Genomic DNA, 21,387 nt, shown 5'->3' on the forward strand with positions numbered 1-21,387 from the left:
GGTGTCCGGGGTGCGGACGCCACAGGACGGCACATGAGACGCGAGCCACACGCCGAGGGCCCACGCCGAGAAGTCAGCCGAGCGCCTTCACGCCCGCCGCGCGCATGGCGGCGAGCACCGGGCGGGTGTCCCCGGTGAACTGCTCGAACTGGAAGACCGCCTGGTGCACGAGCAGGTCGAGCCCGCTGAGGATCGGGCCGCCGCGCTGCTCCCAGGCGGCTGCCAGCGGCGTGGGCCACGGGTCGTAGAGGACGTCGAAGAGCGTGCCGACGCTGTCGGGCACCGCCTCGACCAAGTGGTCCGTGCCGCCCTTCGGCGTCGTGGCGATGACCAGCGGGGCCTCGAAGGCCGCGGCCGCGTCGGCCCAGTCGGCCGTGCGCACCCGCACGTCCAGCCGCTCGCCCCAGCCGCGCATCTCCTCGGCCCGCTGCTCGCTGCGTACGTAGGTGACGACCTCGCCGGTGCAGATCCGGGAGAGCGCGGCGAGCGCGGAGGACGCGGTAGCGCCCGCGCCGAGGATCGCCGCCGACTCGACCTTCTCCACGCCGCGCTCGTGCAGCGCCGCGATCAGCCCCGGGATGTCGGTGTTGTCGCCGATCTTGCGGCCGTCCTCCTTGAGGACAACCGTGTTCACGGCCTCCACGGAGCGCGCGGTCTCGGTGATCTCGTCGAGCAGCGGAATCACCGCCCGCTTCAGCGGCATCGTCAGCGAGAGCCCGGCCCACTCGGGCCCGAGCCCGGCGAGGAAGCCGCGCAGCGCCGCCTCGTCGGTCTCGAACCGGTCGTACCGCCACTCGTCCAGACCCAGCTCCGCGTACGCCGCGTTGTGCAGCTGCGGCGAGAGGGAGTGGGCGATGGGCGAGCCCAGAACTGCCGCCCTGCGCACGTCAGTTGACCTGGCTGGCATTGAACTTGTCCTTCAGCTTCTCGAACTCGGCGCCGGTCTTCGCGAACTCGGTCTTGTGCATGCCGTCCGTGGCCACGAAGTAGATCCAGCCGTCGTCCGTCGGGTTGAGCGTCGCGGCGAGGGCCACATCGCCGGGGTTGTCGATCGGGCCGGGCGGGAGGCCCTTGCGCGTGTAGGTGTTGTACGGGTCCTTGTTGCTGTTGATCTCGGACTCGCCGATGTTGATGTTGCTCTGACCCTTGAGGTAGTTGAAGGTCGAGTCGAACTGCAGGAGCTGGTTGGTCTCCGTGTTCGTCGTCTTGAGGCGGTTGTAGACGACCTCGGACATCTTGCGGAAGTCGTCGTGCGTCTTGCCCTCGGCCTGTACGAGGCTCGCGACGGTGAGCACCTGCCAGGGGTTCTTGAGGCCGAGCTTCTTGGCCTCGCCCTCCAGGTCGAGGGCCTCGTACTTGTTGTTGGCCCGGGAGACCATGTCCTTGAGGACCTCTTCGGGCTTCATGCCCTTGGCCGCCGCGTAGCTCGACGGGTAGAGGAAGCCCTCCAGCGGGTCCTTCACCTGGGGGCGGTTCAGCGCCCAGTCGGGCAGGCCGAGGTCCTTGTAGTCCTTCTTCGCGACCTTGGCCGTGGTGCCCTTGGCGACCTTGAGCTTCTTGTCGATGTTCGCGTAGACGGCCGCGTTGCGGGTGCCCTCGGGGATCGTGAGGTTGGCGCGGCTCGACGGGCTGAGCAGCATGTCGACGGCGCTCGACGCGGACATCTGCTTCTCCATGACGTACGCGCCGTCCTGGATCGACTTGCCCTTCGGGTCCGCCGACTGGGCGGCGACGAACGCGTCGACGCTCTGCACCACGCCGGCGTCCTTGAGTTTCTGCCCGATCGTGTAACCGCCGGAGCCCTGCGGGATGACGACGGTGACCTGCTCGCCGTTGCCTTCGCCCGCGTAGTCGGGGGCCGCGCCGAAACGATCCTGGTAGAACTGGTAGCCGAAGTAGCCGACGCCGCCGACACCGGCCGCGAAGATCGCCGTGAGGACCAGGCAGGCGCAGCCGCTGCGCCGCTTCTTCGGCTTCTTGCCGCCGCGTCCGCGACGCCCGCCGCGACCCTCGTCGTACTCGTCCTCGTCGTCGCCACCGCCGTTGAAGAACGCCTCTTCGCCCTGGTCGGGTCCTGCGTCCCAGCCGGTCCCCGGGTCCTGCTGCGGACGGCGCTGGCCGGGCGGCTCCGGCGGCGGGTAGGCGCCGGGGGTGTTGTAGTAGTCCGGCTCCTCGCCGTTGTACGCGGCGTGCTGACCGGTGCCGTAAGGGTCCGCGGGGTCGACGCCGTAGGGCGGCTGGCCCTGCGAGCCGGTGTCCCAGTCCCAGCCACCGTTCTGGCCCTGCTGCCCGCCGTAGGACTGCCGGCCGTAACCGGGATCCTGACCGTGACCGGGGTCCTGCCCGTAGCCGGGGTCCTGGCCATGGCCGGGGTCCTGGCCGTAGCCGTAGCCCTGCTGACCGGACGTGTCCCAGTCACCGCCGTAGGCCTGCTGCGGGTCGTAACTCCCCTGGCCTCCGTAGGCAGCCTGGCCGTGCCCGGCCTGCTGCCCCCATCCCTGGTCCCCGTACAGCGGGTCCGCGGGATGCCACGGTTCGGAGCCTTGGCCCCGGCCATACTCAGTCATCGGTCCCCTACAAGCCGCGAGGCGGGATGGGCCGCTGTCCGATCAGGAAGTCCCCTCAGGAAGCCTGATCAGGAAGGGCAACCGTTCCGCCTCTTGATGCTGTGCGGCGGCTATTCGAACACCGCCGGTCGCGCGGAACGTTACCGTATCGCGATCAGACAACCACTTCGACGCCCTCGCCGGGAGCGGTTCCTGACGCCCGTTCGGACTCCAGGGCCTGCTGGAGGATGATGACGGCGGCCGCCTGGTCGATGACAGAGCGGCCCTTTTTGGACTTAACACCGCTGGCGCGCAGTCCCTGACTGGCCGTCACTGTGGTCATCCTCTCGTCGAGAAGTCTCACCGGAACGGGTGCCACGCCTCGGGCGAGTTCCTGCGCGAAGCCGCGGACCTTGGCGGCCGCCGGGCCCTCGCCCCCCTTGAGGGAGCGAGGGAGCCCGACGACGATCTCGATCGGCTCGTACTCCTCGACGATGGCCTTCAACCGCCGGTGGGCGGCCGGGACGTCACGTCCCGGCACGGTCTCCACCGGAGTCGCGAGGATCCCGTCGGGGTCGCAGGACGCGACCCCGATCCGGGCGTCCCCGACGTCGATCGCCAGACGGCGGCCTCGGCGCATCAGTTCGCGGTCTCCGCGACGAGGCGCTCGACGGCGTCGATGGCGTCGCCGATCGCGGCCGGGTTCTGGCCGCCGCCCTGCGCGACGTCCGGCTTGCCGCCGCCACCGCCGCCGAGGGTCTTGGCGGCCGTACGGACCAGGTCGCCGGCCTTGAGGCCGCGGTCGCGGGCGGCGTCGTTGGTCGCGATGACCGTGAGCGGCTTGCCGTTGGCCGTGGTGAAGAGGGCGACGACCGCGGGGCGGCCGCCCTGGATGCGGCCGCGCACGTCGAGCACCAGCTTGCGCAGGTCGTCGGCGGACGTGCCGTCCGGGACCTGGCCGGTGACGACGGCGACGCCGCGGACGTCCTTGGCGCTCTCGGCGAGACCGGCGGCGGCCTGGAGGACCTTCTCCGCGCGGAACTTCTCGATCTCCTTCTCGGCGTCCTTCAGCTTGCCGAGCATCGCGGAGATCTTGTCGGGCAGTTCCTCGGAGCGGCCCTTGACCAGCTCCTGGAGCTGGGCGACGACCGTGTGCTCCTTCGCGAGGAAGTTGTACGCGTCGACGCCGACGAGGGCCTCGATGCGGCGCACGCCGGAGCCGATGGAGGACTCGCCGAGCAGCTTCACCAGGCCGAGCTGGGCGGTGTTGTGCACGTGCGTGCCGCCGCACAGCTCCTTGGAGAAGTCGCCCATGGTGACGACGCGGACGCGCTCGCCGTACTTCTCGCCGAACTCTGCGATGGCGCCCTGCTTCTTGGCGTCGTCGATCGACATGACCTCGGCGTGCACGTCGAGCTCGCGGGCCAGGACCTCGTTGATCTTCTGCTCGACGTCCGTCATCACGGCCGTGGGCACGGCGGACGGCGAACCGAAGTCGAAGCGGAAGCGGCCCGGCTGGTTCTCGGAACCGGCCTGCGCGGCCGTCGGGCCGAGCGCGTCGCGCAGCGCCTGGTGGGTCAGGTGCGTGGCGGAGTGGGCACGGGCGATGGCGCGGCGGCGGGTCACGTCGATGATCGCCTGGGCCGGGGCGCCGACGGTCACCTCGCCGACCTGCACGACGCCCTTGTGGACGTACACGCCGGGAACGGGCTTCTGGCAGTCGCGGACCTCGACGATCGCGCCGTTGTCCAGCTTGATGCGGCCGGTGTCGCCGATCTGGCCACCGCCCTCGGCGTAGAACGGGGTGCGGTCGAGGACGACCTCCACCTCGTCGCCCTCGGTGGCGGCCGGCGAGGAGACGCCGCCCACCAGCAGGCCGACGACCGTGGACTCGCCCTGCGTGGCCGAGTAGCCGATGAAGTCGGTGGCACCGGCGGCGTCGGCGATCTCGCGGTACGCGCCGGCGTTGACGTGGCCGGTCTTCTTGGCCTGGGCGTCCGCCTTGGCGCGCTCCCGCTGCTCCTTCATCAGGCGCCGGAAGCCGTCCTCGTCCACGGACAGGCCCTGCTCGGCGGCCATCTCCAGGGTGAGGTCGATCGGGAAGCCCCACGTGTCGTGGAGCAGGAACGCCTTGTCGCCGGCGAGGACCGACTTGCCGGCGGCCTTCGTCTCGGTGACGGCGGTGTCCAGGATGTTCGTGCCGCCCTTGAGGGCCTTGAGGAACGCGGCCTCCTCGGCGAGCGCGACCTGCTCGATGCGCTTGCGGTCGGAGATCAGCTCCGGGTACTGCAGGCCCATCGTGTCGATCACGACGTCGAGCAGCTCCTGCACGACGGGGCCCGTGGCACCGAGGATGCGCATGTTGCGGATGGCGCGGCGCATGATGCGGCGCAGCACATAGCCGCGGCCCTCGTTGCCGGGCGTGACGCCGTCGCCGATGAGCATCGTCGACGTACGCATGTGGTCGGCGACGACGCGCAGCGAGACGTCCGACTCGTGCTTGCTGCCGTAGGCGACGCCGGTCAGCTCGGTGGCCTTGTCGATGATGACGCGCAGGGTGTCCGTCTCGTACATGTTCTGTACGCCCTGCAGGATCATGGCGAGGCGCTCGAGGCCGAGACCCGTGTCGATGTTCTGCGACGGCAGGTCACCGAGGATCTCGAAGTCCTCCTTGCCGATGCCGGCGCCGCGCTCGTACTGCATGAAGACCAGGTTCCAGATCTCCACGTAGCGCTCGTCGTTGACGATCGGGCCGCCCTCTTCGCCGAACTCGGGGCCGCGGTCGTAATTGATCTCGGAGCACGGGCCGCAGGGGCCCGGGACGCCCATGGACCAGAAGTTGTCCTTCTTGCCCAGGCGCTGGATGCGCTCCTTCGGCACGCCGACGACCTCGTGCCAGATGCGCTCGGCCTCGTCGTCGTCGAGGTAGACGGTGATCCAGAGCTTCTCGGGCTCCAGACCGTAGCCACCGTCCGCCACGGAGCTGGTGAGCAGCTCCCAGGCGTACTTGATGGCGCCTTCCTTGAAGTAGTCGCCGAAGGAGAAGTTGCCGCACATCTGGAAGAACGTGCCGTGGCGGGTGGTCTTGCCGACCTCTTCGATGTCCGGCGTGCGCACGCACTTCTGGACCGAAGTGGCGCGCGGCGCGGGCGGCTTGACCTCACCCAGGAAGTAGGGCTTGAACGGGACCATGCCTGCGGGGACGAGCAGCAGAGTCGGGTCGTCCGCGATGAGCGACGCCGAGGGCACGACCTTGTGGCCACGCTCCTCGAAGAAGCTCAGCCAGCGGCGACGGATTTCAGCCGACTCCATCAGTGGTCCTCATTCCGATTGTTGATCGAGTACCGCGTGTTCTCGAGGTACTTGGGTTGCTTGAGTTGCTTGGTCTGCTTCGCGGCGAAGGTGTTCTGGATGACCGCGAAGCGGCTCTGCGGCAGCGGTTCGGGATCCGGCGCCTCGTTGATACCGAGGGCGTCGCCCAGTTCGGCCTCGCGTTCGGCCATGTTGTCGCGGACGTCGAGAGCGAAGTCCTTGAGCTTGTGGCCCGCCTCGACCGCCTTGTTGGCGGCCTGGGCCGCGAGCGACTCCGGCGTCAGCTGCTTGAGCTTGCGGTTGACCTTCGTGGTGGCCCATACGCCGGCGGCTGCGCCCGCGGTGAACCAGAACGTACGGCGGAACATGTCTGCGGTCAGTCCCTCTTGTTCCGGTTGGCCCGCTTGGCGCGCCGCGCCTCGGGGAGCGGGCGCCCCACGATCACGGTACGGCGCGACTCCTTGGCGGGCGCGTCCTTGCCCCGGCCGCCGATGGCCCGGCGCACTCCGTAGCCGAACGCGGCAACCTTGACCAGCGGGCCGCCGAAGGTGGAGGCCACGGTGGAGGAGAGCGCCGACGCGTTCGACGTGACTTCCTGGACGTCCGAGGCGATCGAGTCGACGCGGTCGATCTGGGTCTGCGCGGAGCGCACCGCGGCGGAGGCGTCGGCGAGCAGCGGGACGGCCTGTTCGGTCACGTCCGCGACCAGCTTGGTGGTCGCCCTGAGCGTCTGGGCCAGCCTCACGAGCGCCACCGCGAGGAAGGAGACCAGGATCGCCCAGAAGACAGCCACCAGAATCCCGGCAACCTCTCCACCGGACACGTGGCACCGCTCCCTAGCTCGGTACGAAAGCTCTGTACGAACGCACAGCTTCTGAACATCAAAAAGTCGTCCCCCGAGCCTATCGCGCCCGACCCCGCGCTCCGTACCGCATTCGCGTCCCGAGCGGTGGACATTCGACGATGCGATTGTACGGACCGCGCACGCCTGAGTACGCTCTGTGCCCCATGCGACGCACTTCGCGCCCCACAGATGTCCCCGCCGGTCCCCCACACCCCGGCAACCTCCCCCACGAACTCAATCGTTTCGTCGGCCGCGGCGCCGAGCTCACGGCGCTGACGGCGGCGCTCGAGTCGGGCCGCCTGGTCACGGTCACCGGAGTCGGCGGCGTCGGCAAGTCCCGCTTCGCCGCCCACGCCGCCGCCCGGGTCCCGCGCACCCTGTGTCCCGACGGGGTGTGGCGCGTGGAGCTGGCGACCGTGCGGCTGCCGGAGCTCGTCGAGTACACGCTCGCCGAGGCCCTCGGCCTCACCGACCACACCACCCGCGCGCCCCGCCAGGTGCTGGTGGACCACCTCGCCGAGCGCCGGATCGTCCTCGTGCTCGACGGGTTCGAACACCTCGTCGAGGCGTGCGCCTCCCTCATACGGGACCTGCTGCGCGCGGCGCCGGGGCTCCGGGTGATCGCGGTGGGCCGCAGACCGCTCGCCGTCGACGGGGAGCAGGTGTTCCCGCTGGCCCCCCTGCCGCCGGTCGACGCGGCGGAGCTGTTCGCGGACCGGGCCACGGCGCTGCTGCCCGGGTTCCAGCTGGACGGGCGGATGCTGGTCGACGTACTGGAGGTGTGTCGCCGCCTCGACTGTCTGCCGCTCGCGGTGGAGCTCGCGGCCGGGCGGCTGCGGGTGCTGTCGCCGCCGCAGCTGATGGAGCGGCTCGACGACCGGTTCCGGCTGTTGCGCGGTGGCGGCAGGGATGCGCTGCCCCGCCACCAGACGCTGCGCACCACGATCGGCTGGAGCCATGAACTGTGCACGCCGCAGGAGCGGTTGCTGTGGGCGCGGCTCTCGGTGTTCTCCGGCTCGTTCGACCTGGAGGCGGCGGAGTACGTGTGCGGTGGCGAGAGCCTGCCCGCGGACGACGTCGTCGACGTCCTCGACGAGCTGCTCGCGCAGTCCGTGGTCGTCCGCGAGGAGGCCCGGGGCGAGGTGCGCTACCGGATGCTCGACACGGTGCGCGCGTACGGGGCCGAGTGGCTGGACAACCTGGGCGACGGCCGCCGGATGCGGCGCAGGCACCGCGACTGGTACATGGGCCTGGCCACCTGGTGCGAGCTGGACTGGTTCTCGCCGCGGCAGGGCGAGGTGGCGACCCGGATCGAGGCGGAGCTGCCGAATCTGCGGGCGGCCCTCGAACACTGCCTGACCGAACCGGGCGAGACGCATCTGGGCCAGTACCTGGCGGGCACGCTCTGGTTCTACTGGGCGGGCTGCGGGCGGCTCTCCGAGGGGCGGCACTGGCTGGACCGCAGCGTCGGCCTGGACGTCGAGTTCGACGACGGTGACGTCTGCCCCGGGCTTGTGGGCGAGGACATGGAGTACGGGACCTCGCGCCTCAAGGCGCTGTGGGTACTCGGCTACGTCGCGATCCTTCAGGGCGACACGGTGCCCGCGCTCGCCGCGCTGCAGGAGTGCCGCGAGGAGGCGGAGCGCGCCGGCGACGCCACGGCGCTCGCCTATGCGGTGCACCGCACCGGGTGCCTGGCCCTGGTCGCCGACGACCTGCCGCGCGCCGAGGACCTGCTGCGCACCGCGCTGTCCAGCTACCGGGAGATCGGCGAGCTCAACAGCAACGTGCTGATGGGCCAGGTCGAGCTGGCGATGGCGCTCGCCTTCCAGGGCGACCTGGCGGAGGCCGTGACGCTGTGCACGGACGTACGACAGGTGTGCGAGGACCACGGGGAGCGCTGGACCCTCGCGTACGCGCTCTATGTGCTGGCGTTCGAGCAGTGGACGGAGGGCGGTTACACGCAGGCGCGCCGGCTGCTCGACGAGTGCCTGGCCATCGGCCACGAGTTCCACGATCTGCTGGGCACGGTGCTGTCGATGGAGCTGCTCGCCCTGATCACGGTCGAGGAGGGGGACGCCGCCGAGGCGGCGGTGCTGCAAGGGGCGGCGGCCCGGATGTGGACCTCCGTGGGGCTGCCGCTGTTCGGCTCGGCCCACTACAGCACGCCGCACAAGCGGTGCGAGACGCAGGCACGGCAGGCGCTCGGCGATGCCCGGTTCGCCGAACTCGCGCGCTCGGGCGAGCAGTTGGAGCACGACGAGGCGGTGGCACGCGCGCTGAGCAGCGGCCGGCGGCAGCGCCCGGCCGCGGTGGTCCCGCATCCGGCCCGCCCTGCGGAACCGGCCCGGGGGAAACGCGAACCCGCCGCCTCGCACACCTGGAAGGGCGGCGAGACGGCGGGCTGAAACGCAGGTGAGACTACGTCCGCACTCCCCTGAGGGAGACTCCGGTGAGGGAGATCAGCGGGCGTAGTACTCGACGACGAGCTGCTCGTCGCAGATCACGGGGATCTCCTTGCGGTTCGGGTCACGGTCCAGGCGGAAGGCCAGGGCCTTCAGGTTCACCTGGAGGTAACGCGGGGTCTCGCCCTCGGGGGCGAAGCCACCCTCACGCGCGACCTGGAACAGCGGCTTGTTGCGGCTGCGCTCGCGGACCATGACGACGTCGTCCGGCTTCACGCGGAAGGACGGCTTGTCGACCTTCTGGCCGTTGACCTCGATGTGGCCGTGAACGACCATCTGACGGGCCTGGTAGATCGTGCGGGCGATGCCCGAACGGAGAACCAGGGCGTCGAGACGACGCTCGAGCTCGATGACGAGCGCCTCACCCGTCTTGCCCTCGACCTTCTTGGCGCGGTCGTAGGCGCGGGCGATCTGCTTCTCGCTCAGGTCGTACTGGGCGCGCAGACGCTGCTTCTCGAGCAGACGGACCTTGTAGTCCGAGTTCTGCTTGCGGCCGCGGCCGTGCTCGCCCGGCGGGTAGGGGCGGGCCTCGAAGTACTTGACGGCCTTCGGGGTCAGCGCGATGCCGAGGGCACGCGACTTCTTGACCTTGGGGCGGGACTGGTTCGGCATGAACCAAACACCTCGTGTTTCTGATGCGAATACGGCTTCACCAGGGTTCGGGGAGGTCGCAATCCGCAGCCCGGGAAACCCCACCGCTGTCCTTGCGGACGGCAGGGCAGCCGCTCCCAGGTCTGGGCACATACGTGCAGCACGCGAGTGGCCCACCGACCGGGCTCCGGGCCCTTGCGGGCCGGGCTGGTGGTGGGCTGCCCGCGACACCTTCGACGGTGCGCGACGCTCCTGGATCTCCTGTGCCGTGCGGCGAACGCACGGTTCGGGGGATCCGGCTTGATGTCCCGCTCTGGTGGTGCCGGTTTCCCTTTCGGGATCCCGGGCACGGGACACAGCACTTCGGGGCAGTCTACCGGATCAGTCGGACCCCTCGCCGCCAGGGCCTCCGAGCCGCTCGCGGACCCGCTCCACCACGTCCGCGTACCGGGCCTCCGCCCCGTAGCGCGTCGGCTGGTAGTAGCGGCGGCCCGCTATCGCGTCCGGCGCGTACTGCTGGGCGGCGATGCCGCCGGGCACATCGTGCGGGTACACATAGCCCTGCGCGTGGCCCAGCTTGGCGGCGCCCTTGTAGTGCCCGTCGCGCAGGTGCGGCGGCACGGGTCCTGCCAGGCCCTTGCGTACGTCCTCCATGGCGGCGCCGATCGCCGTCGTCGCCGCGTTCGACTTCGGGGCCAGGGCGAGGGCGATCGTCGCGTGGCTCAGGGTGAGCGCCGCCTCCGGGAAGCCGATCATCGCGACGGCCTGTGCGGCGGCCACGGCGGTCGGCAGCGCCGTCGGGTCCGCGAGGCCGATGTCCTCGCTCGCGGAGATCATCAGGCGGCGGGCGATGAAGCGGGGGTCCTCGCCGGCCTCGATCATGCGGGCCAGGTAGTGCAGCGCCGCGTCCACGTCCGAGCCGCGGATGGACTTGATGAGGGCGCTCGCCACGTCGTAGTGCTGGTCCCCGCCCTTGTCGTACGTCACCGCCGCGCGGTTCACCGACTCCTCGACGCTTTCGAGGGTGATGGTCTCCTCGCCCTTGGCGATGGCCGCTCCGGCCGCCGCCTCCAGGGCGGTGAGCGCGCGTCTCGCGTCGCCGCCGGACACGCGCAGGATGTGGTCCTCGGCGTCCTCCGCGAGCGTCACCGCGCCGTCGAGACCGCGCTCCTCGGTGAGGGCACGCGCGAGCAGTCCGCGCAGGTCGTCGTCGGTGAGCGATTCGAGGGTGAGCAGCAGGGAGCGGGACAGCAGCGGGGAGATCACCGAGAAGTACGGGTTCTCCGTGGTCGCCGCGATCAGCGTCACCCAGCGGTTCTCGACAGCGGGCAGCAGCGAGTCCTGCTGGGCCTTGCTGAAGCGGTGGATCTCGTCGAGGAAGAGGACGGTGTCCTTGCCGTGGGCACCCAGCGCGCGGCGGGCGCCCTCGATGACGGCGCGCACTTCCTTGACGCCCGCGGTGATCGCGGACAGCTCCACGAACCGCTTGTTCGTCGCCTTGGACACCACGTACGCGAGTGTGGTCTTGCCGATGCCGGGCGGGCCCCAGAGGATCACCGAGGAGGCGCCCGCGGGTCCTGACCCGCCCTCGCCGACCAGTCGGCGCAGCGGCGAGCCCTGCTTGAGCAGGTGCTGCTGGCCGACGACCTCGTCGAGGACGCGCGGGCGCATCCGGACGGCCAGGGGGCTCGCGGACGGGTCCTTCTCCTGGCGCTCTTCGGCTGCGGCGGTGAACAGGTCGGCTTCCACGGTCAAAACCCTAAGTCACGCCACTGACAACGCCGCGGGCACGGGCCCCTCAGGCCCAGAGCGAGGAGCCCCAGCGCGTGAAGATCAGCACGGCGATGATGCCGATGTGCAGCACCGGCAGGGCCCAGGTGAAGTCCTCGAAGAACGTCCTGACCGGGCGCGGCGCCGGCAGGAAGCCGTTGCGGATGTTGGACGACGTGACGTACCAGAACATCAGGATCGTGGCGACCCAGGCGAGGCAGCACCAGAGGCACAGCGCGTTGATCCGGTACAGGGACTGGAACTGCAGCCAGGTCACGAATCCGACGCCGAAGAGGCAGCCGAAGTTGAAGGTCAGCCAGTACCAGCGCGGGAACCTCGCGTTGGCCAGCAGGCTCATGCCGACGCCGATCACGATGGCGTAGGTGACGAGGCCGAGCCACGGGTTCGGGAAGCCGAAGGCCGTCGCCTGCTCGCTCTTCATGATGTTGCCGCAGGAGATGACCGGGTTCAGGGAGCAGCCCGGCGTGAAGTTCGGGTCCTCGGCCAGCTTGAGCTTGTCGAGCGTGATGATCCACGAAGCGAGCAGCCCGGCCGCCCCGGTGATCACCAGGAGCAGCCCGAAGGCTCGGCTGCCGCCGACGGAGCGCGGTGCGGGATCGGCTCCGGAGTCACGGGAGACGGTGTCGCTTGCTGTGGTCGTCTTGCTCATCACGCCGATCCGTAGGTGAGTACGCGAGTGGGTGTGCTGCGGTCGCCCTCATTCTGCCGCACCGGCCGCTGTGTCCACCGTTCGTTGGACATAAGCATGTACGCCCTTGGGGGCGAAAATGTTCGAGGCCCCGGAAGCGTGTTCCGGGGCCTCGAACATCAGGTGTGCAAAATCTGTCTACTTCAGCTTCGCGGTGAGCACATTGACGATCTCGTCGACCGCGACGGCGTCCTGCTCGCCCGACTCCATGTCCTTGAGCTGCACGACGCCCTCGGCCAGATCCCGCTCACCGGCGACGAGCGTGAACCGCGCGCCCGAGCGGTTGGCGTTCTTCATGGCGCCCTTGAGGCCCTTGCCGCCGAAGGAGAAGTCCGCCGAGATCCCGGCCTTGCGCAGCTCGGTCACCTTGGCGAACAGCACGCGACGCGCCTCGTCGCCGAGCGGCACCGCGAACACGCTGGTGGTGGCGGGCAGTTCGAGCGCGACGCCCTCCGCCTCCAGGGCCAGGACCGTACGGTCCACGCCGAGCGCCCAGCCGACCGACGGCAGCGAGGGGCCGCCGATCATCTCGGACAGGCCGTCGTAGCGACCGCCGCCGCCGACCGCGGACTGCGAGCCGAGTCCGTCGTGGACGAACTCGAAGGTCGTACGCGTGTAGTAGTCCAGGCCGCGGACCAGCTTCTCGTCGTCCTCGAAGGCGACGCCCTCGGCGGTCAGCAGCTCGCGCACCTGCTCGTGGTACGCCTTGCACGCGTCGCACAGGTAGTCGCGCAGCAGCGGCGCGTCGGTGAGCTGCTTCTGCACGTCGGGCCGCTTGTCGTCGAGGACGCGCAGCGGGTTGATGTCGGCGCGGCGCAGCGTGTCCTCGTCGAGGTCGAGGCCGCGCAGGAACGTCTGCAGCGCCTCCCGGTAGACGGGACGGCACTCCTTGTCGCCGAGCGAGTTCAGCAGGATGCGGAAGTCGCGCAGGCCGAGCGAGCGGTACGCCTGGTCGGCCAGGATGATCAACTCGGCGTCCAGGGCCGGGTCCTCGGCACCGATCGCCTCGGCGCCCACCTGGGAGAAGTGCCGGTAGCGGCCCTTCTGGGGGCGCTCGTAGCGGTAGTACGAGCCCGAGTACCAGAGCTTGACCGGGAGGTTGCCCGCCTTGTGGAGGTTGGCCTCCAGGGCGGCGCGCAGCACGGACGCGGTGCCCTCGGGGCGCAGCGCGAGCCGGTCGCCACCCTTGGTCTCGAAGGCGTACATCTCCTTGGTGACGATGTCCGTGGACTCGCCGACACCGCGCGCGAAGAGCTCGACGTTCTCGAAGCCGGGCGTCTCGATGTAGCCGTAGCCGGAGTTCCGCAGCGGGGCGGAGATGGCCTCGCGGACCGCGAGGTACGTCGCGGAGTCCGGCGGAAGCAGGTCGTAGGTGCCCTTGGGGGCCTGGAAGGTACTCACGGGAGGTTTCTCGTCACATTCCTCGTCGGGGAGCCTCGGTGGAGGTTCCCTGGCCGGCGGCCACCTGCCGCAGATACGGGTTGGTGGCGCGCTCCTGGCCGATGGTCGTCTGGGAGCCGTGTCCGGACAGCACCACGGTCGAGTCGTCGAGCGGCAGGCACACACGGCCCAGCGATTCGAGCATGTCGTCCATGGAGCCACCGGGAAGGTCGGTGCGTCCGATGGAGCCGGCGAAGAGCAGATCGCCCGAGAAGAAGACGGACGGGATGTCCGCCGCCTCGGGCATCTGGAAGGTCACCGACCCCTTGGTATGGCCCGGCGCGTGCGCAACGCTGAAGTCGAGCCCGGCGAGCTTCAGCCGAGCGCCGTCGGACAGCTCCCGCACGTCGTCCGGCTCCCCCACGGACAGCTCGCCCATCAGCGGCATGCCGATGGAGCGGCCGATGCCCTTCTCCGGATCGCTCATCATGTAGCGGTCGTCGGGGTGGATCCAGGCCGGGACGTCGTGCGCCCCGCAGACCGGGACGACCGATGCGACATGGTCGATGTGCCCGTGCGTGAGGACGACCGCCACCGGCTTGAGGCGGTGCTTCTTGAGCGCTTCCTCGACTCCCTGAGCGGCCTGGTGGCCGGGGTCGATGATCACGCACTCCTCACCCGCGGCGGGGGCAACCAGATAACAGTTGGTGCCCCAGGCCCCGGCGGGGAACCCGGCAATCAGCACGTTCGTCCTTCGTATGTCGTCGAAACGGAATGCGGCGGATCAGAGCCTACCGGCGCGGCCGATTCCACAGCGAACCCATATACGGTACGGGCACCAATCAGGGCCCATGAAGGTCACGAGACGTACGAGGAGAAGACCCGGTGGTCAGCAAGGATCAGCGGCAGCGTCAGCTCGCCCGGGAGAAGTTCCTGCGCCAGCAGCAGCGGCGCGAGTCCGCTCGACGCAAGGCGCGCACCCGCAACACCGTGATCGCCTCCGTGCTCGCGGTGGCCGTCCTCGGCACGGGCGGCGCGTACGCCGCCGGGGCCTTCAGCGGTGACGGCAAGAAGGACACCGCGGGGGCGAAGGACAGCCCGTCGCCCTCGGCGAGCAAGAAGGCGTCCGAACCCAAGATGGCGATCGACAAGAAGGCCAAGTACGACATGGCCTTCAAGACGAGCGCCGGTGACATCACCATCGCCATGGACGCGGCGAAGACCCCGCACACCGTGAACTCGTTCAAGCACCTCGCGGACAAGGGCTTCTTCGACGGGACGAAGTGCCACCGCCTCACCACCAAGGGCATCTACGTCCTGCAGTGCGGCGACCCCGAGGGCACCGGCGCGGGCGGCCCCGGCTACACGCTCCCCGATGAGAACCTGGGCGGGCTCGGCAAGCCGGCCAAGGACGGCTCGGTGACCTACAAGGCCGGCACGGTCGCGATGGCGAACACCGGCCAGCCCGACTCCGGCGGCAGCCAGTTCTTCCTCGTCTACAAGGACAGCAAGCTGACGCCTACGTACACGCCCGTCGGCACGATGGACGCGAAGGGCCTCAAGGTCGTCCAGGACGTCGCGGCGAAGGGCGTCAGCGGCGGCTCGGAGGACGGGGCTCCGAAGGAGGCCGTCAAGGTCAGCAAGGCGACGGTCAGCAAGAAGTAAGGCCAAAGGGCCACCCCACGCGCGTGCGGGCACGGAATTGAGCCGCGCTGAGTGCGGACAGTGGGGTGGCCGGTCGCCTAGATTGGCTTCGAGCGGCGCGGATTCGAGCCGCGTTGTGGAGGGCGGGCCGGGCCCGCCAGGAAACTGTGGACGATGCCCCGGGGCGGGACGCCCCGCGCAGGCATCATGTGGAGGAGGCGCTGTGAGCAGCGACCCGTGGGGCCGCGTCGATGAGACGGGGACCGTGTACGTGCGTACGGCCGACGGCAGCGAGCGAGAGGTCGGTTCGTGGAAGGCGGGGTCTCCTGACGAGGCCCTGGCCTACTTCAAGCGCAAGTACGACGGCCTGGTCGTCGAGATCGGGCTCCTCGAACGCCGGGTGAAGACGACCGACCTGTCGGCCAAGGACGCCATGACGGCGATCGAGCACCTGCGCGAGCAGGTCACGGACGCCCACGCGATCGGCGACCTGGAAGCGCTCGGCAAGCGGCTCGACAAGCTGGTGGAGAGCGTCGAGGCCCGCCGCGAGGAGCGCAAGGTCCAGAAGGCCAAGCAGTCCGACGAGGCGCGGCACTCCAAGGAGGCGCTGGTCGTCGAGGCGGAGGAGCTGGCCCAGTCCGAGCAGTGGCGGGCGGCCGGCGAGCGGCTGCGCGCGCTGGTGGACACCTGGAAGGGTCTGCCGCGCCTCGACCGCAAGTCGGACGACGAGCTGTGGCACCGCTTCTCGCACGCCCGCTCGGCGTTCTCCAAGCGCCGCAAGGCCCACTTCGCTTCGCTGGACGCGCAGCGCGAGGAGGCCCGCAAGACCAAGGAGAAGCTGGTCGCGGAGGCCGAGTCGCTGTCGAACTCGACGGACTGGGGCGCCACGGCGGCCCGCTACCGCGACCTGATGACGGACTGGAAGGCCGCGGGCCGCGCGCAGCGCGAGCACGAGGACGACCTGTGGAACCGCTTCCGCGGCGCCCAGGACGTCTTCTTCGCGGCCCGCAGCGCGGTGTTCGCCGAGCGCGACGCCGAGCAGGGCGAGAACCTCAAGCTCAAGGAGGCGCTCGCGGACGAGGCCGAGAAGCTGCTGCCGATCGAGGACCTGAAGTCGGCGCGTGCCGCGTTCCGCTCGATCAACGAGCGGTGGGAGGCCATCGGTCACGTCCCGCGGGACGCCCGCCCGAAGGTCGAGGGCCGGATGCACACCGTGGAGCGTGCGCTCCAGGAGTCCGAGGAAGCGGAGTGGCGCCGTACGAACCCGGAGGCGCGGGCTCGTGCCGAGGGCCTCACCGGTCAGCTGCAGGCGGCGGTCGACAAGCTGCGCGGTCAGGTCGAGCAGGCGCGGGCGCAGGGGAACAACGCGAAGGCGGACAAGCTCCAGAAGGAGCTTGACGGGCGTCAGGCGTTGCTCGACCAGGCGGTCAAGGGGTTGCACGAGTTCGGAGGCTGAGCCCCTCCGCTGCGGCCGGAACGTGGACGGCCCCCGAGCACTGTGCTCGGGGGCCGTTCCTATGCCACGGGGCTCCGCCCCGGACCCCGCTGCTCAATCGCCGCAGGGGCTTGATTTGCTCACCCGGCCGCAGGGCCGGATTTACGGCCGCCGCGCCGACGTCACCCGGTACACGTCGTACACGCCCTCCACGCCCCGGACCGCCTTCAGGACGTGGCCCAAGTGCTTCGGGTCGCCCATTTCGAACGTGAAGCGGGATGTGGCCACCCGGTCGCGGGACGTCTGGACCGCCGCGGACAGGATGTTCACGTGCTGGTCCGACAGGACCCGGGTCACGTCGGACAGGAGCCGCGAGCGGTCGAGGGCCTCGACCTGTATGGCGACCAGGAAGACGGACGACTGCGTGGGCGCCCACTCGACCTCGAGGATGCGCTCCGGCTCGCGGGACAGCGAGTCCACGTTGACGCAGTCGCTGCGGTGAACCGATACGCCACTGCCGCGCGTGACGAAGCCGATGATCGGGTCACCGGGCACCGGCGTGCAGCAGCGCGCCAGCTTCACCCAGACGTCGTCGACGCCCTTGACCACGACGCCCGGGTCGGCGTTCGACCGGCGCTTGGAACGGCCGCGCGAGGGCGGTGCGCTCTCCGCGATGTCCTCGTTGGCCGCCTCCTCGCCGCCGAGGGCCTGCACGAGCTTCTGCACGACGGACTGCGCCGTGACGTGGCCCTCGCCGATGGCGGCGTACAGGGACGAGATGTCCGGGTAGCGCATCTCGTGCGCGAGCGTCACGAGAGAGTCGCCCGTGAGGATCCGCTGGATCGGCAGGTTCTGCTTGCGCATGGCGCGCGCGATGGCGTCCTTGCCCTGCTCGATGGCCTCCTCGCGGCGCTCCTTGGAGAACCAGGCCCGGATCTTGTTGCGCGCACGCGGCGACTTCACGAAGCCGAGCCAGTCGCGGGACGGGCCCGCGCCCTGCGCCTTGGAGGTGAAGACCTCCACCAGGTCGCCGTTGTCCAGCGTGGATTCGAGGGGCACCAGGCGTCCGTTGACGCGTGCTCCTATGGTCCGGTGGCCGACCTCCGTGTGGACCGCGTACGAGAAGTCCACCGGCGTCGCCCCGGCCGGGAGCGCTATGACGTCGCCCTTCGGCGTGAAGACGAACACCTCGTTGCGGGAGAGGTCGAAGCGCAGGGACTCCAGGAACTCCCCCGGGTCCTCCGTCTCCTTCTGCCAGTCGAGCAACTGGCGCAGCCACGCCATGTCGTTGAGGTGGTCGTCCTTGCCCTTGCCGGACGACTTGGGCGCGTCGGTGCGCACCTTGGAGGCGCCGGCGACGGCCTCCTGCTTGTACTTCCAGTGCGCGGCGATGCCGTACTCGGCACGGCGGTGCATGTCGAACGTACGGATCTGCAGCTCGACGGGCTTGCCGTTGGGGCCGATCACCGTCGTGTGCAGCGACTGGTACATGTTGAACTTGGGCATCGCGATGTAGTCCTTGAACCGCCCCGGAACCGGGTTCCAGCGGGCGTGGACCGTGCCCAGTGCCGCGTAGCAGTCGCGGACCGTGTCGACGAGGACGCGGATGCCCACCAGGTCGTAGATCTCCGCGAAGTCACGGCCGCGGACGATCATCTTCTGGTAGACGCTGTAGTAGTGCTTCGGGCGGCCTGTGACGGTCGCCTTGATGCGGGCCGCGCGCAGGTCGGACTGCACCTCGTCGGTCACTATGGCCAGGTACTCGTCGCGCTTGGGCGCGCGCTCGGCCACGAGCCGCACGATCTCGTCGTACATCTTGGGGTAGAGGATCGCGAACGCGAGGTCCTCCAGCTCCCACTTGATGGTGTTCATGCCCAGGCGGTGCGCCAGCGGAGCGTAGATCTCCAGCGTCTCGCGGGCCTTCTTCTCCTGCTTCTCGCGCTTGAGGTAGCGCATGGTGCGCATGTTGTGCAGGCGGTCGGCGAGCTTGATGACCAGGACGCGCGGGTCCTTGGCCATCGCGACGACCATCTTGCGCACGGTCTCGGCCTGCGCGGCCTCGCCGAACTTGACCTTGTCCAGCTTGGTCACGCCGTCGACCAGGAGCGCCACCTGGTCGCCGAAGTCGCGCTTGAGTGTGTCCAGGCCGTACTCGGTGTCCTCGACCGTGTCGTGCAGCAGGCCCGCCATCAGCGTCGCCGGGTCCATGCCGAGCTCGGCGAGGATCGTCGTCACCGCGAGCGGGTGCGTGATGTACGGGTCGCCGCTCTTGCGCTTCTGACCGCGGTGCCAGCGCTCGGCGACCTGGTAGGCGCGCTCGACCTGGCGCAGCGTGGACGTCTCGATCTTCGGGTCGTTGCTGCGCACTATCCGCAGCAGCGGCTCCAGGACCGGGTTGTACGGGTTCGAGCGCTGCACGCCGAGGCGGGCCAGGCGGGCGCGGACGCGATTGGAGGAGCCGGAGCGCGCGGCCGGCTGGTTCGTGGCGGCGCGGATCGCCGGCGGTGGTGTGGGGCGCGGCTGGCCCGCGGGAGGCTTGGTGCGCGGCTGCTCGGCCGCCGTGCCGCTCGGCGGCGCAGGCTTCGCCGTCTTCGCGTCCTTCTCGGGCGTGCGGGAAGGAGCCGCGGCCGCAGTGGCCTGTTCGTCATGCGTGGCGGCGGAGAGTGGCTTGGCCTCGTCTGGCAACGGCGCTCCTCGTGCGCGACGGGTCCCCCGTTCAGGTCCCGGAGAGCCCATGGTATCGATCCGGCGTCCTCGGCTCGCCCCGGGCCGACGGGACGCCTTCGTACTGGTGAAACACCAGAGGCGGGCACCGGATTCCTCCGGACCCGCCGCCAGGGCTGTGAGCTGCGGCTTTACACCACGAGCAGGGCGTCGAGCGGCGCACCCTGAAGCGCGGATTCGAGTCGTCCGCGGCCCGGCAGAAAACCCAGCTCCATGAGGACGGCGCAGCCCGCGACCTCGGCGCCGGCGCGGCGGATCAGGTGCACCGCGGCCTCTGCGGTGCCGCCGGTGGCCAGCACGTCGTCGATCACCATGACGCGGTCGTCGGCGCCGAGGTCCTCGGCGTGCACCTCGATCTCGGCGGATCCGTACTCCAGGTCGTACGACTGCGCGAGCGTCGCACCGGGGAGCTTGCCCGCCTTGCGTACGGGGATGAAGCCGAGGCCCGCGCGGATCGCGACGGGGGCGCCCAGGATGAAGCCGCGCGCCTCCAGGCCGACGATCTTCGTCGCCCCGTTGCGGACACAGAGCTCGGCGAGCGTGTCGGTGAGGGCCGTGAAGGCCGCCGGGTCCGCGAGCAGCGGGGTGATGTCCTTGAACAGGACACCGGGCTCCGGATAGTCCTGCACATCGCGGATGCGGCTGAGGAGCAGCTCCTTGATGTCGGTCATTTCTGCACCTCAGCGAGTATGTGAAGAGTTTTTCCTGGAGGTTCGACCGCTTTGCGGCGACCGCCAACCCTAGCAGTCGCCGCTGTGGAGAAACGCCAAGGGCGCCAGGGCCTCGAAGGCTCCTGGCGCCCTTGTGGCGTCCGTGACGGTCCGGCTCAGCGGCGCTTGCCCGAGGGGCGGCCGCGGCCGCGGTTACGGGCCGGCTGGTTGCGCGGACCCGAGGCGGCGGGACCGGCGCCCGCGGGGGCGGCGTCCTGCGGCTCCTCGGCCTCCGTGTCCAGCCCGCCGTCGGCCTGGTGGCCCACGACGGCCGTGTCGGCCTTCGCCGCGGCGGCCGCCCGCTTGGCGAGCACCCGCTTCTTCAGCGCCTTCATCTTCGGGTCGCGCTCCTTGAGGTCGGCGACCAGCGGAGTGGCGATGAAGATCGACGAGTACGCACCGGCGGCGAGGCCCACGAAGAGCGACAGCGAGATGTCGTTCAGCATGCCCGCGCCGAGGAAGCCGCCGCCGATGAACAGCAGGCCGCCGACCGGGAGGAGCGCCACGACCGTGGTGTTGATCGAGCGGACCAGCGTGCTGTTGATCGACCGGTTGGCGACCTCGCTGTACGTCCAGCGGGTCTGCTTCTCCAGCCCCTTGGTCTGTTCCTTGAGCGAGTCGAAGACGACGACCGTGTCGTAGAGCGAATAACCAAGGATGGTCAACAGACCGATCACCGTGCCCTGCGTGACCTCGAAGCCCACCAGGGCGTAGATCCCGACGGTGATCGTGATGTCGTGGATGAGCGCGACGAGTGCCGCGAGCGCCATCCGCCACTCGAAGGCGATCGCCAGATAGATCACGACCAGGACCATGAAGATGGCCAGGCCCTGCCATGCCTTGTTGGCGATCGAGGCGCCCCAACTGGGGCCCACCAGGTCGGCGTTGATGTCCTCGGCGGGGATGTCCATGTCCTTGGACAGCTCGGCCTTGATCTGGTCCGACTTGCCGGTGTCGACGCCCGCGACCTGGATGCGCAGACCGCCCGAGCCGAGCTCCTGGACGACCGCCGGGTGGCCCGAGGCCTCCGACGCGTACTCCTCGGCCTTCTGGGCCGAGACGCTCGTCTTGGGCGTCGTGAAGACCGCGCCGCCCTCGAACTCGATGCCCATGTTCAGGCCGCGCACCCCGAGGCCGACGATGGCCGTGATGGTGATGAGGATCGAGACGCCGTACCAGATCATTCGCTTGCCGATGAAGTCGTAACCGACCTCACCGCGGTACAGCCTGGCGCCGAGATTGCCCAGCTTCGACATC

The 21,387-nt window shown here is 69.8% G+C and carries 17 protein-coding genes; 3 read left to right on the plus strand and 14 right to left on the minus strand.

Going from position 1 to position 21,387, the window contains the following annotated elements; translation table 11 throughout:
- Window positions 1-73: 73 nt before the first annotated feature.
- The 6 genes from ACYSUO_RS03270 to ACYSUO_RS03295 all read right to left on the minus strand — a co-directional run bounded on the left by ACYSUO_RS03270 (window position 74) and on the right by ACYSUO_RS03295 (window position 6,681).
- A complete protein-coding gene (locus tag ACYSUO_RS03270; protein WP_461774466.1) occupies window positions 74-907 on the minus strand; it encodes a shikimate dehydrogenase in 834 nt (277 codons plus the stop codon).
- Window positions 888-2,567, minus strand: a complete 1,680-nt coding sequence (mltG, locus tag ACYSUO_RS03275; protein ID WP_461774467.1) for an endolytic transglycosylase MltG — start codon at window positions 2,565-2,567, stop codon at window positions 888-890. Before mltG ends, ACYSUO_RS03270 begins: the two co-directional genes overlap by 20 nt.
- 154 nt (window positions 2,568-2,721) lie before the next feature.
- On the minus strand, window positions 2,722-3,186 hold the full coding sequence (gene ruvX / locus ACYSUO_RS03280) for a Holliday junction resolvase RuvX (protein ID WP_266721783.1): 465 nt from the start codon (window positions 3,184-3,186) through the stop codon (window positions 2,722-2,724).
- Window positions 3,186-5,858 (minus strand): alanine--tRNA ligase, encoded by a 2,673-nt coding sequence (gene alaS, locus ACYSUO_RS03285; RefSeq protein ID WP_461774468.1) that lies wholly within the window; start codon window positions 5,856-5,858, stop codon window positions 3,186-3,188. Before alaS ends, ruvX begins: the two co-directional genes overlap by 1 nt.
- Window positions 5,858-6,226, minus strand: a complete 369-nt coding sequence (locus ACYSUO_RS03290; RefSeq protein WP_461774469.1) for a DUF6167 family protein — start codon at window positions 6,224-6,226, stop codon at window positions 5,858-5,860. Before ACYSUO_RS03290 ends, alaS begins: the two co-directional genes overlap by 1 nt.
- 8 nt (window positions 6,227-6,234) lie before the next feature.
- Complete coding sequence (locus ACYSUO_RS03295) at window positions 6,235-6,681, minus strand: DUF948 domain-containing protein (RefSeq protein ID WP_267071119.1); 447 nt, start codon at window positions 6,679-6,681, stop codon at window positions 6,235-6,237.
- Window positions 6,682-6,866: 185 nt separating this feature from the next.
- Between ACYSUO_RS03295 and ACYSUO_RS03300 the strand changes: the two genes are divergently transcribed.
- Entirely contained in the window at window positions 6,867-9,110 is a 2,244-nt protein-coding gene (locus ACYSUO_RS03300; RefSeq protein WP_461774470.1) for an ATP-binding protein, read from the plus strand.
- A 54-nt stretch (window positions 9,111-9,164) separates the two neighbouring features.
- On the opposite strand, the gene rpsD is transcribed toward ACYSUO_RS03300, so the two are convergent.
- The 5 genes from rpsD to ACYSUO_RS03325 form a co-directional block, all read right to left on the minus strand.
- Complete coding sequence (gene rpsD, locus ACYSUO_RS03305) at window positions 9,165-9,779, minus strand: 30S ribosomal protein S4 (RefSeq protein ID WP_327664298.1); 615 nt, start codon at window positions 9,777-9,779, stop codon at window positions 9,165-9,167.
- 360 nt (window positions 9,780-10,139) lie between these two features.
- Window positions 10,140-11,507 carry a replication-associated recombination protein A gene (locus ACYSUO_RS03310; protein WP_461774471.1) on the minus strand — a complete coding sequence of 456 codons (1,368 nt, stop codon included), beginning with the start codon at window positions 11,505-11,507 and terminating at the stop codon, window positions 10,140-10,142.
- 49 nt (window positions 11,508-11,556) lie between these two features.
- On the minus strand, window positions 11,557-12,198 hold the full coding sequence (locus tag ACYSUO_RS03315; RefSeq protein WP_426904954.1) for a vitamin K epoxide reductase family protein: 642 nt from the start codon (window positions 12,196-12,198) through the stop codon (window positions 11,557-11,559).
- 177 nt (window positions 12,199-12,375) lie between these two features.
- The gene (gene hisS, locus ACYSUO_RS03320; protein ID WP_461774472.1) at window positions 12,376-13,638 is read right to left on the minus strand and encodes a histidine--tRNA ligase; all 1,263 of its coding nucleotides are present in this window, start codon (window positions 13,636-13,638) and stop codon (window positions 12,376-12,378) included.
- 13 nt (window positions 13,639-13,651) lie between these two features.
- Window positions 13,652-14,362, minus strand: a complete 711-nt coding sequence (locus ACYSUO_RS03325) for an MBL fold metallo-hydrolase (RefSeq protein WP_461774473.1) — start codon at window positions 14,360-14,362, stop codon at window positions 13,652-13,654.
- 140 nt (window positions 14,363-14,502) lie between these two features.
- On the opposite strand from ACYSUO_RS03325, the gene ACYSUO_RS03330 reads away from it, so the two are divergent.
- The gene (locus tag ACYSUO_RS03330) at window positions 14,503-15,282 is read left to right on the plus strand and encodes a peptidylprolyl isomerase (RefSeq protein ID WP_461774474.1); all 780 of its coding nucleotides are present in this window, start codon (window positions 14,503-14,505) and stop codon (window positions 15,280-15,282) included.
- Window positions 15,283-15,484: 202 nt separating this feature from the next.
- Window positions 15,485-16,717, plus strand: coding sequence for a DUF349 domain-containing protein (locus ACYSUO_RS03335; RefSeq protein WP_461774475.1), 1,233 nt, complete (start codon window positions 15,485-15,487; stop codon window positions 16,715-16,717).
- A 141-nt stretch (window positions 16,718-16,858) separates the two neighbouring features.
- On the opposite strand, the gene ACYSUO_RS03340 is transcribed toward ACYSUO_RS03335, so the two are convergent.
- The 3 genes from ACYSUO_RS03340 to secF form a co-directional block, all read right to left on the minus strand.
- On the minus strand, window positions 16,859-19,381 hold the full coding sequence (locus ACYSUO_RS03340) for a RelA/SpoT family protein (protein WP_426904949.1): 2,523 nt from the start codon (window positions 19,379-19,381) through the stop codon (window positions 16,859-16,861).
- Window positions 19,382-19,551: 170 nt separating this feature from the next.
- Complete coding sequence (locus ACYSUO_RS03345; RefSeq protein ID WP_403848026.1) at window positions 19,552-20,091, minus strand: adenine phosphoribosyltransferase; 540 nt, start codon at window positions 20,089-20,091, stop codon at window positions 19,552-19,554.
- A 155-nt stretch (window positions 20,092-20,246) separates the two neighbouring features.
- Window positions 20,247-21,386, minus strand: a complete 1,140-nt coding sequence (gene secF, locus ACYSUO_RS03350; protein WP_461774476.1) for a protein translocase subunit SecF — start codon at window positions 21,384-21,386, stop codon at window positions 20,247-20,249.
- Window position 21,387: the final 1 nt, after the last annotated feature.

The sequence above is a fragment of the Streptomyces sp. UC4497 genome (genome assembly GCF_054871485.1).

What these genes read in the sequence shown, in the direction of transcription:
- ruvX (WP_266721783.1), bottom strand. Translation starts at nt 3,186, where the DNA reads ATGCGCCGAGGCCGCCGTCTGGCGATCGACGTCGGGGACGCCCGGATC.
- ACYSUO_RS03270 (WP_461774466.1), bottom strand. Translation starts at nt 907, where the DNA reads ATGCCAGCCAGGTCAACTGACGTGCGCAGGGCGGCAGTTCTGGGCTCG.
- mltG (WP_461774467.1), bottom strand. Translation starts at nt 2,567, where the DNA reads ATGACTGAGTATGGCCGGGGCCAAGGCTCCGAACCGTGGCATCCCGCG.
- ACYSUO_RS03290 (WP_461774469.1), bottom strand. Translation starts at nt 6,226, where the DNA reads ATGTTCCGCCGTACGTTCTGGTTCACCGCGGGCGCAGCCGCCGGCGTA.
- rpsD (WP_327664298.1), bottom strand. Translation starts at nt 9,779, where the DNA reads ATGCCGAACCAGTCCCGCCCCAAGGTCAAGAAGTCGCGTGCCCTCGGC.
- ACYSUO_RS03300 (WP_461774470.1), top strand. Translation starts at nt 6,867, where the DNA reads ATGCGACGCACTTCGCGCCCCACAGATGTCCCCGCCGGTCCCCCACAC.
- alaS (WP_461774468.1), bottom strand. Translation starts at nt 5,858, where the DNA reads ATGGAGTCGGCTGAAATCCGTCGCCGCTGGCTGAGCTTCTTCGAGGAG.
- ACYSUO_RS03315 (WP_426904954.1), bottom strand. Translation starts at nt 12,198, where the DNA reads ATGAGCAAGACGACCACAGCAAGCGACACCGTCTCCCGTGACTCCGGA.
- secF (WP_461774476.1), bottom strand. Translation starts at nt 21,386, where the DNA reads ATGTCGAAGCTGGGCAATCTCGGCGCCAGGCTGTACCGCGGTGAGGTC.
- ACYSUO_RS03345 (WP_403848026.1), bottom strand. Translation starts at nt 20,091, where the DNA reads ATGACCGACATCAAGGAGCTGCTCCTCAGCCGCATCCGCGATGTGCAG.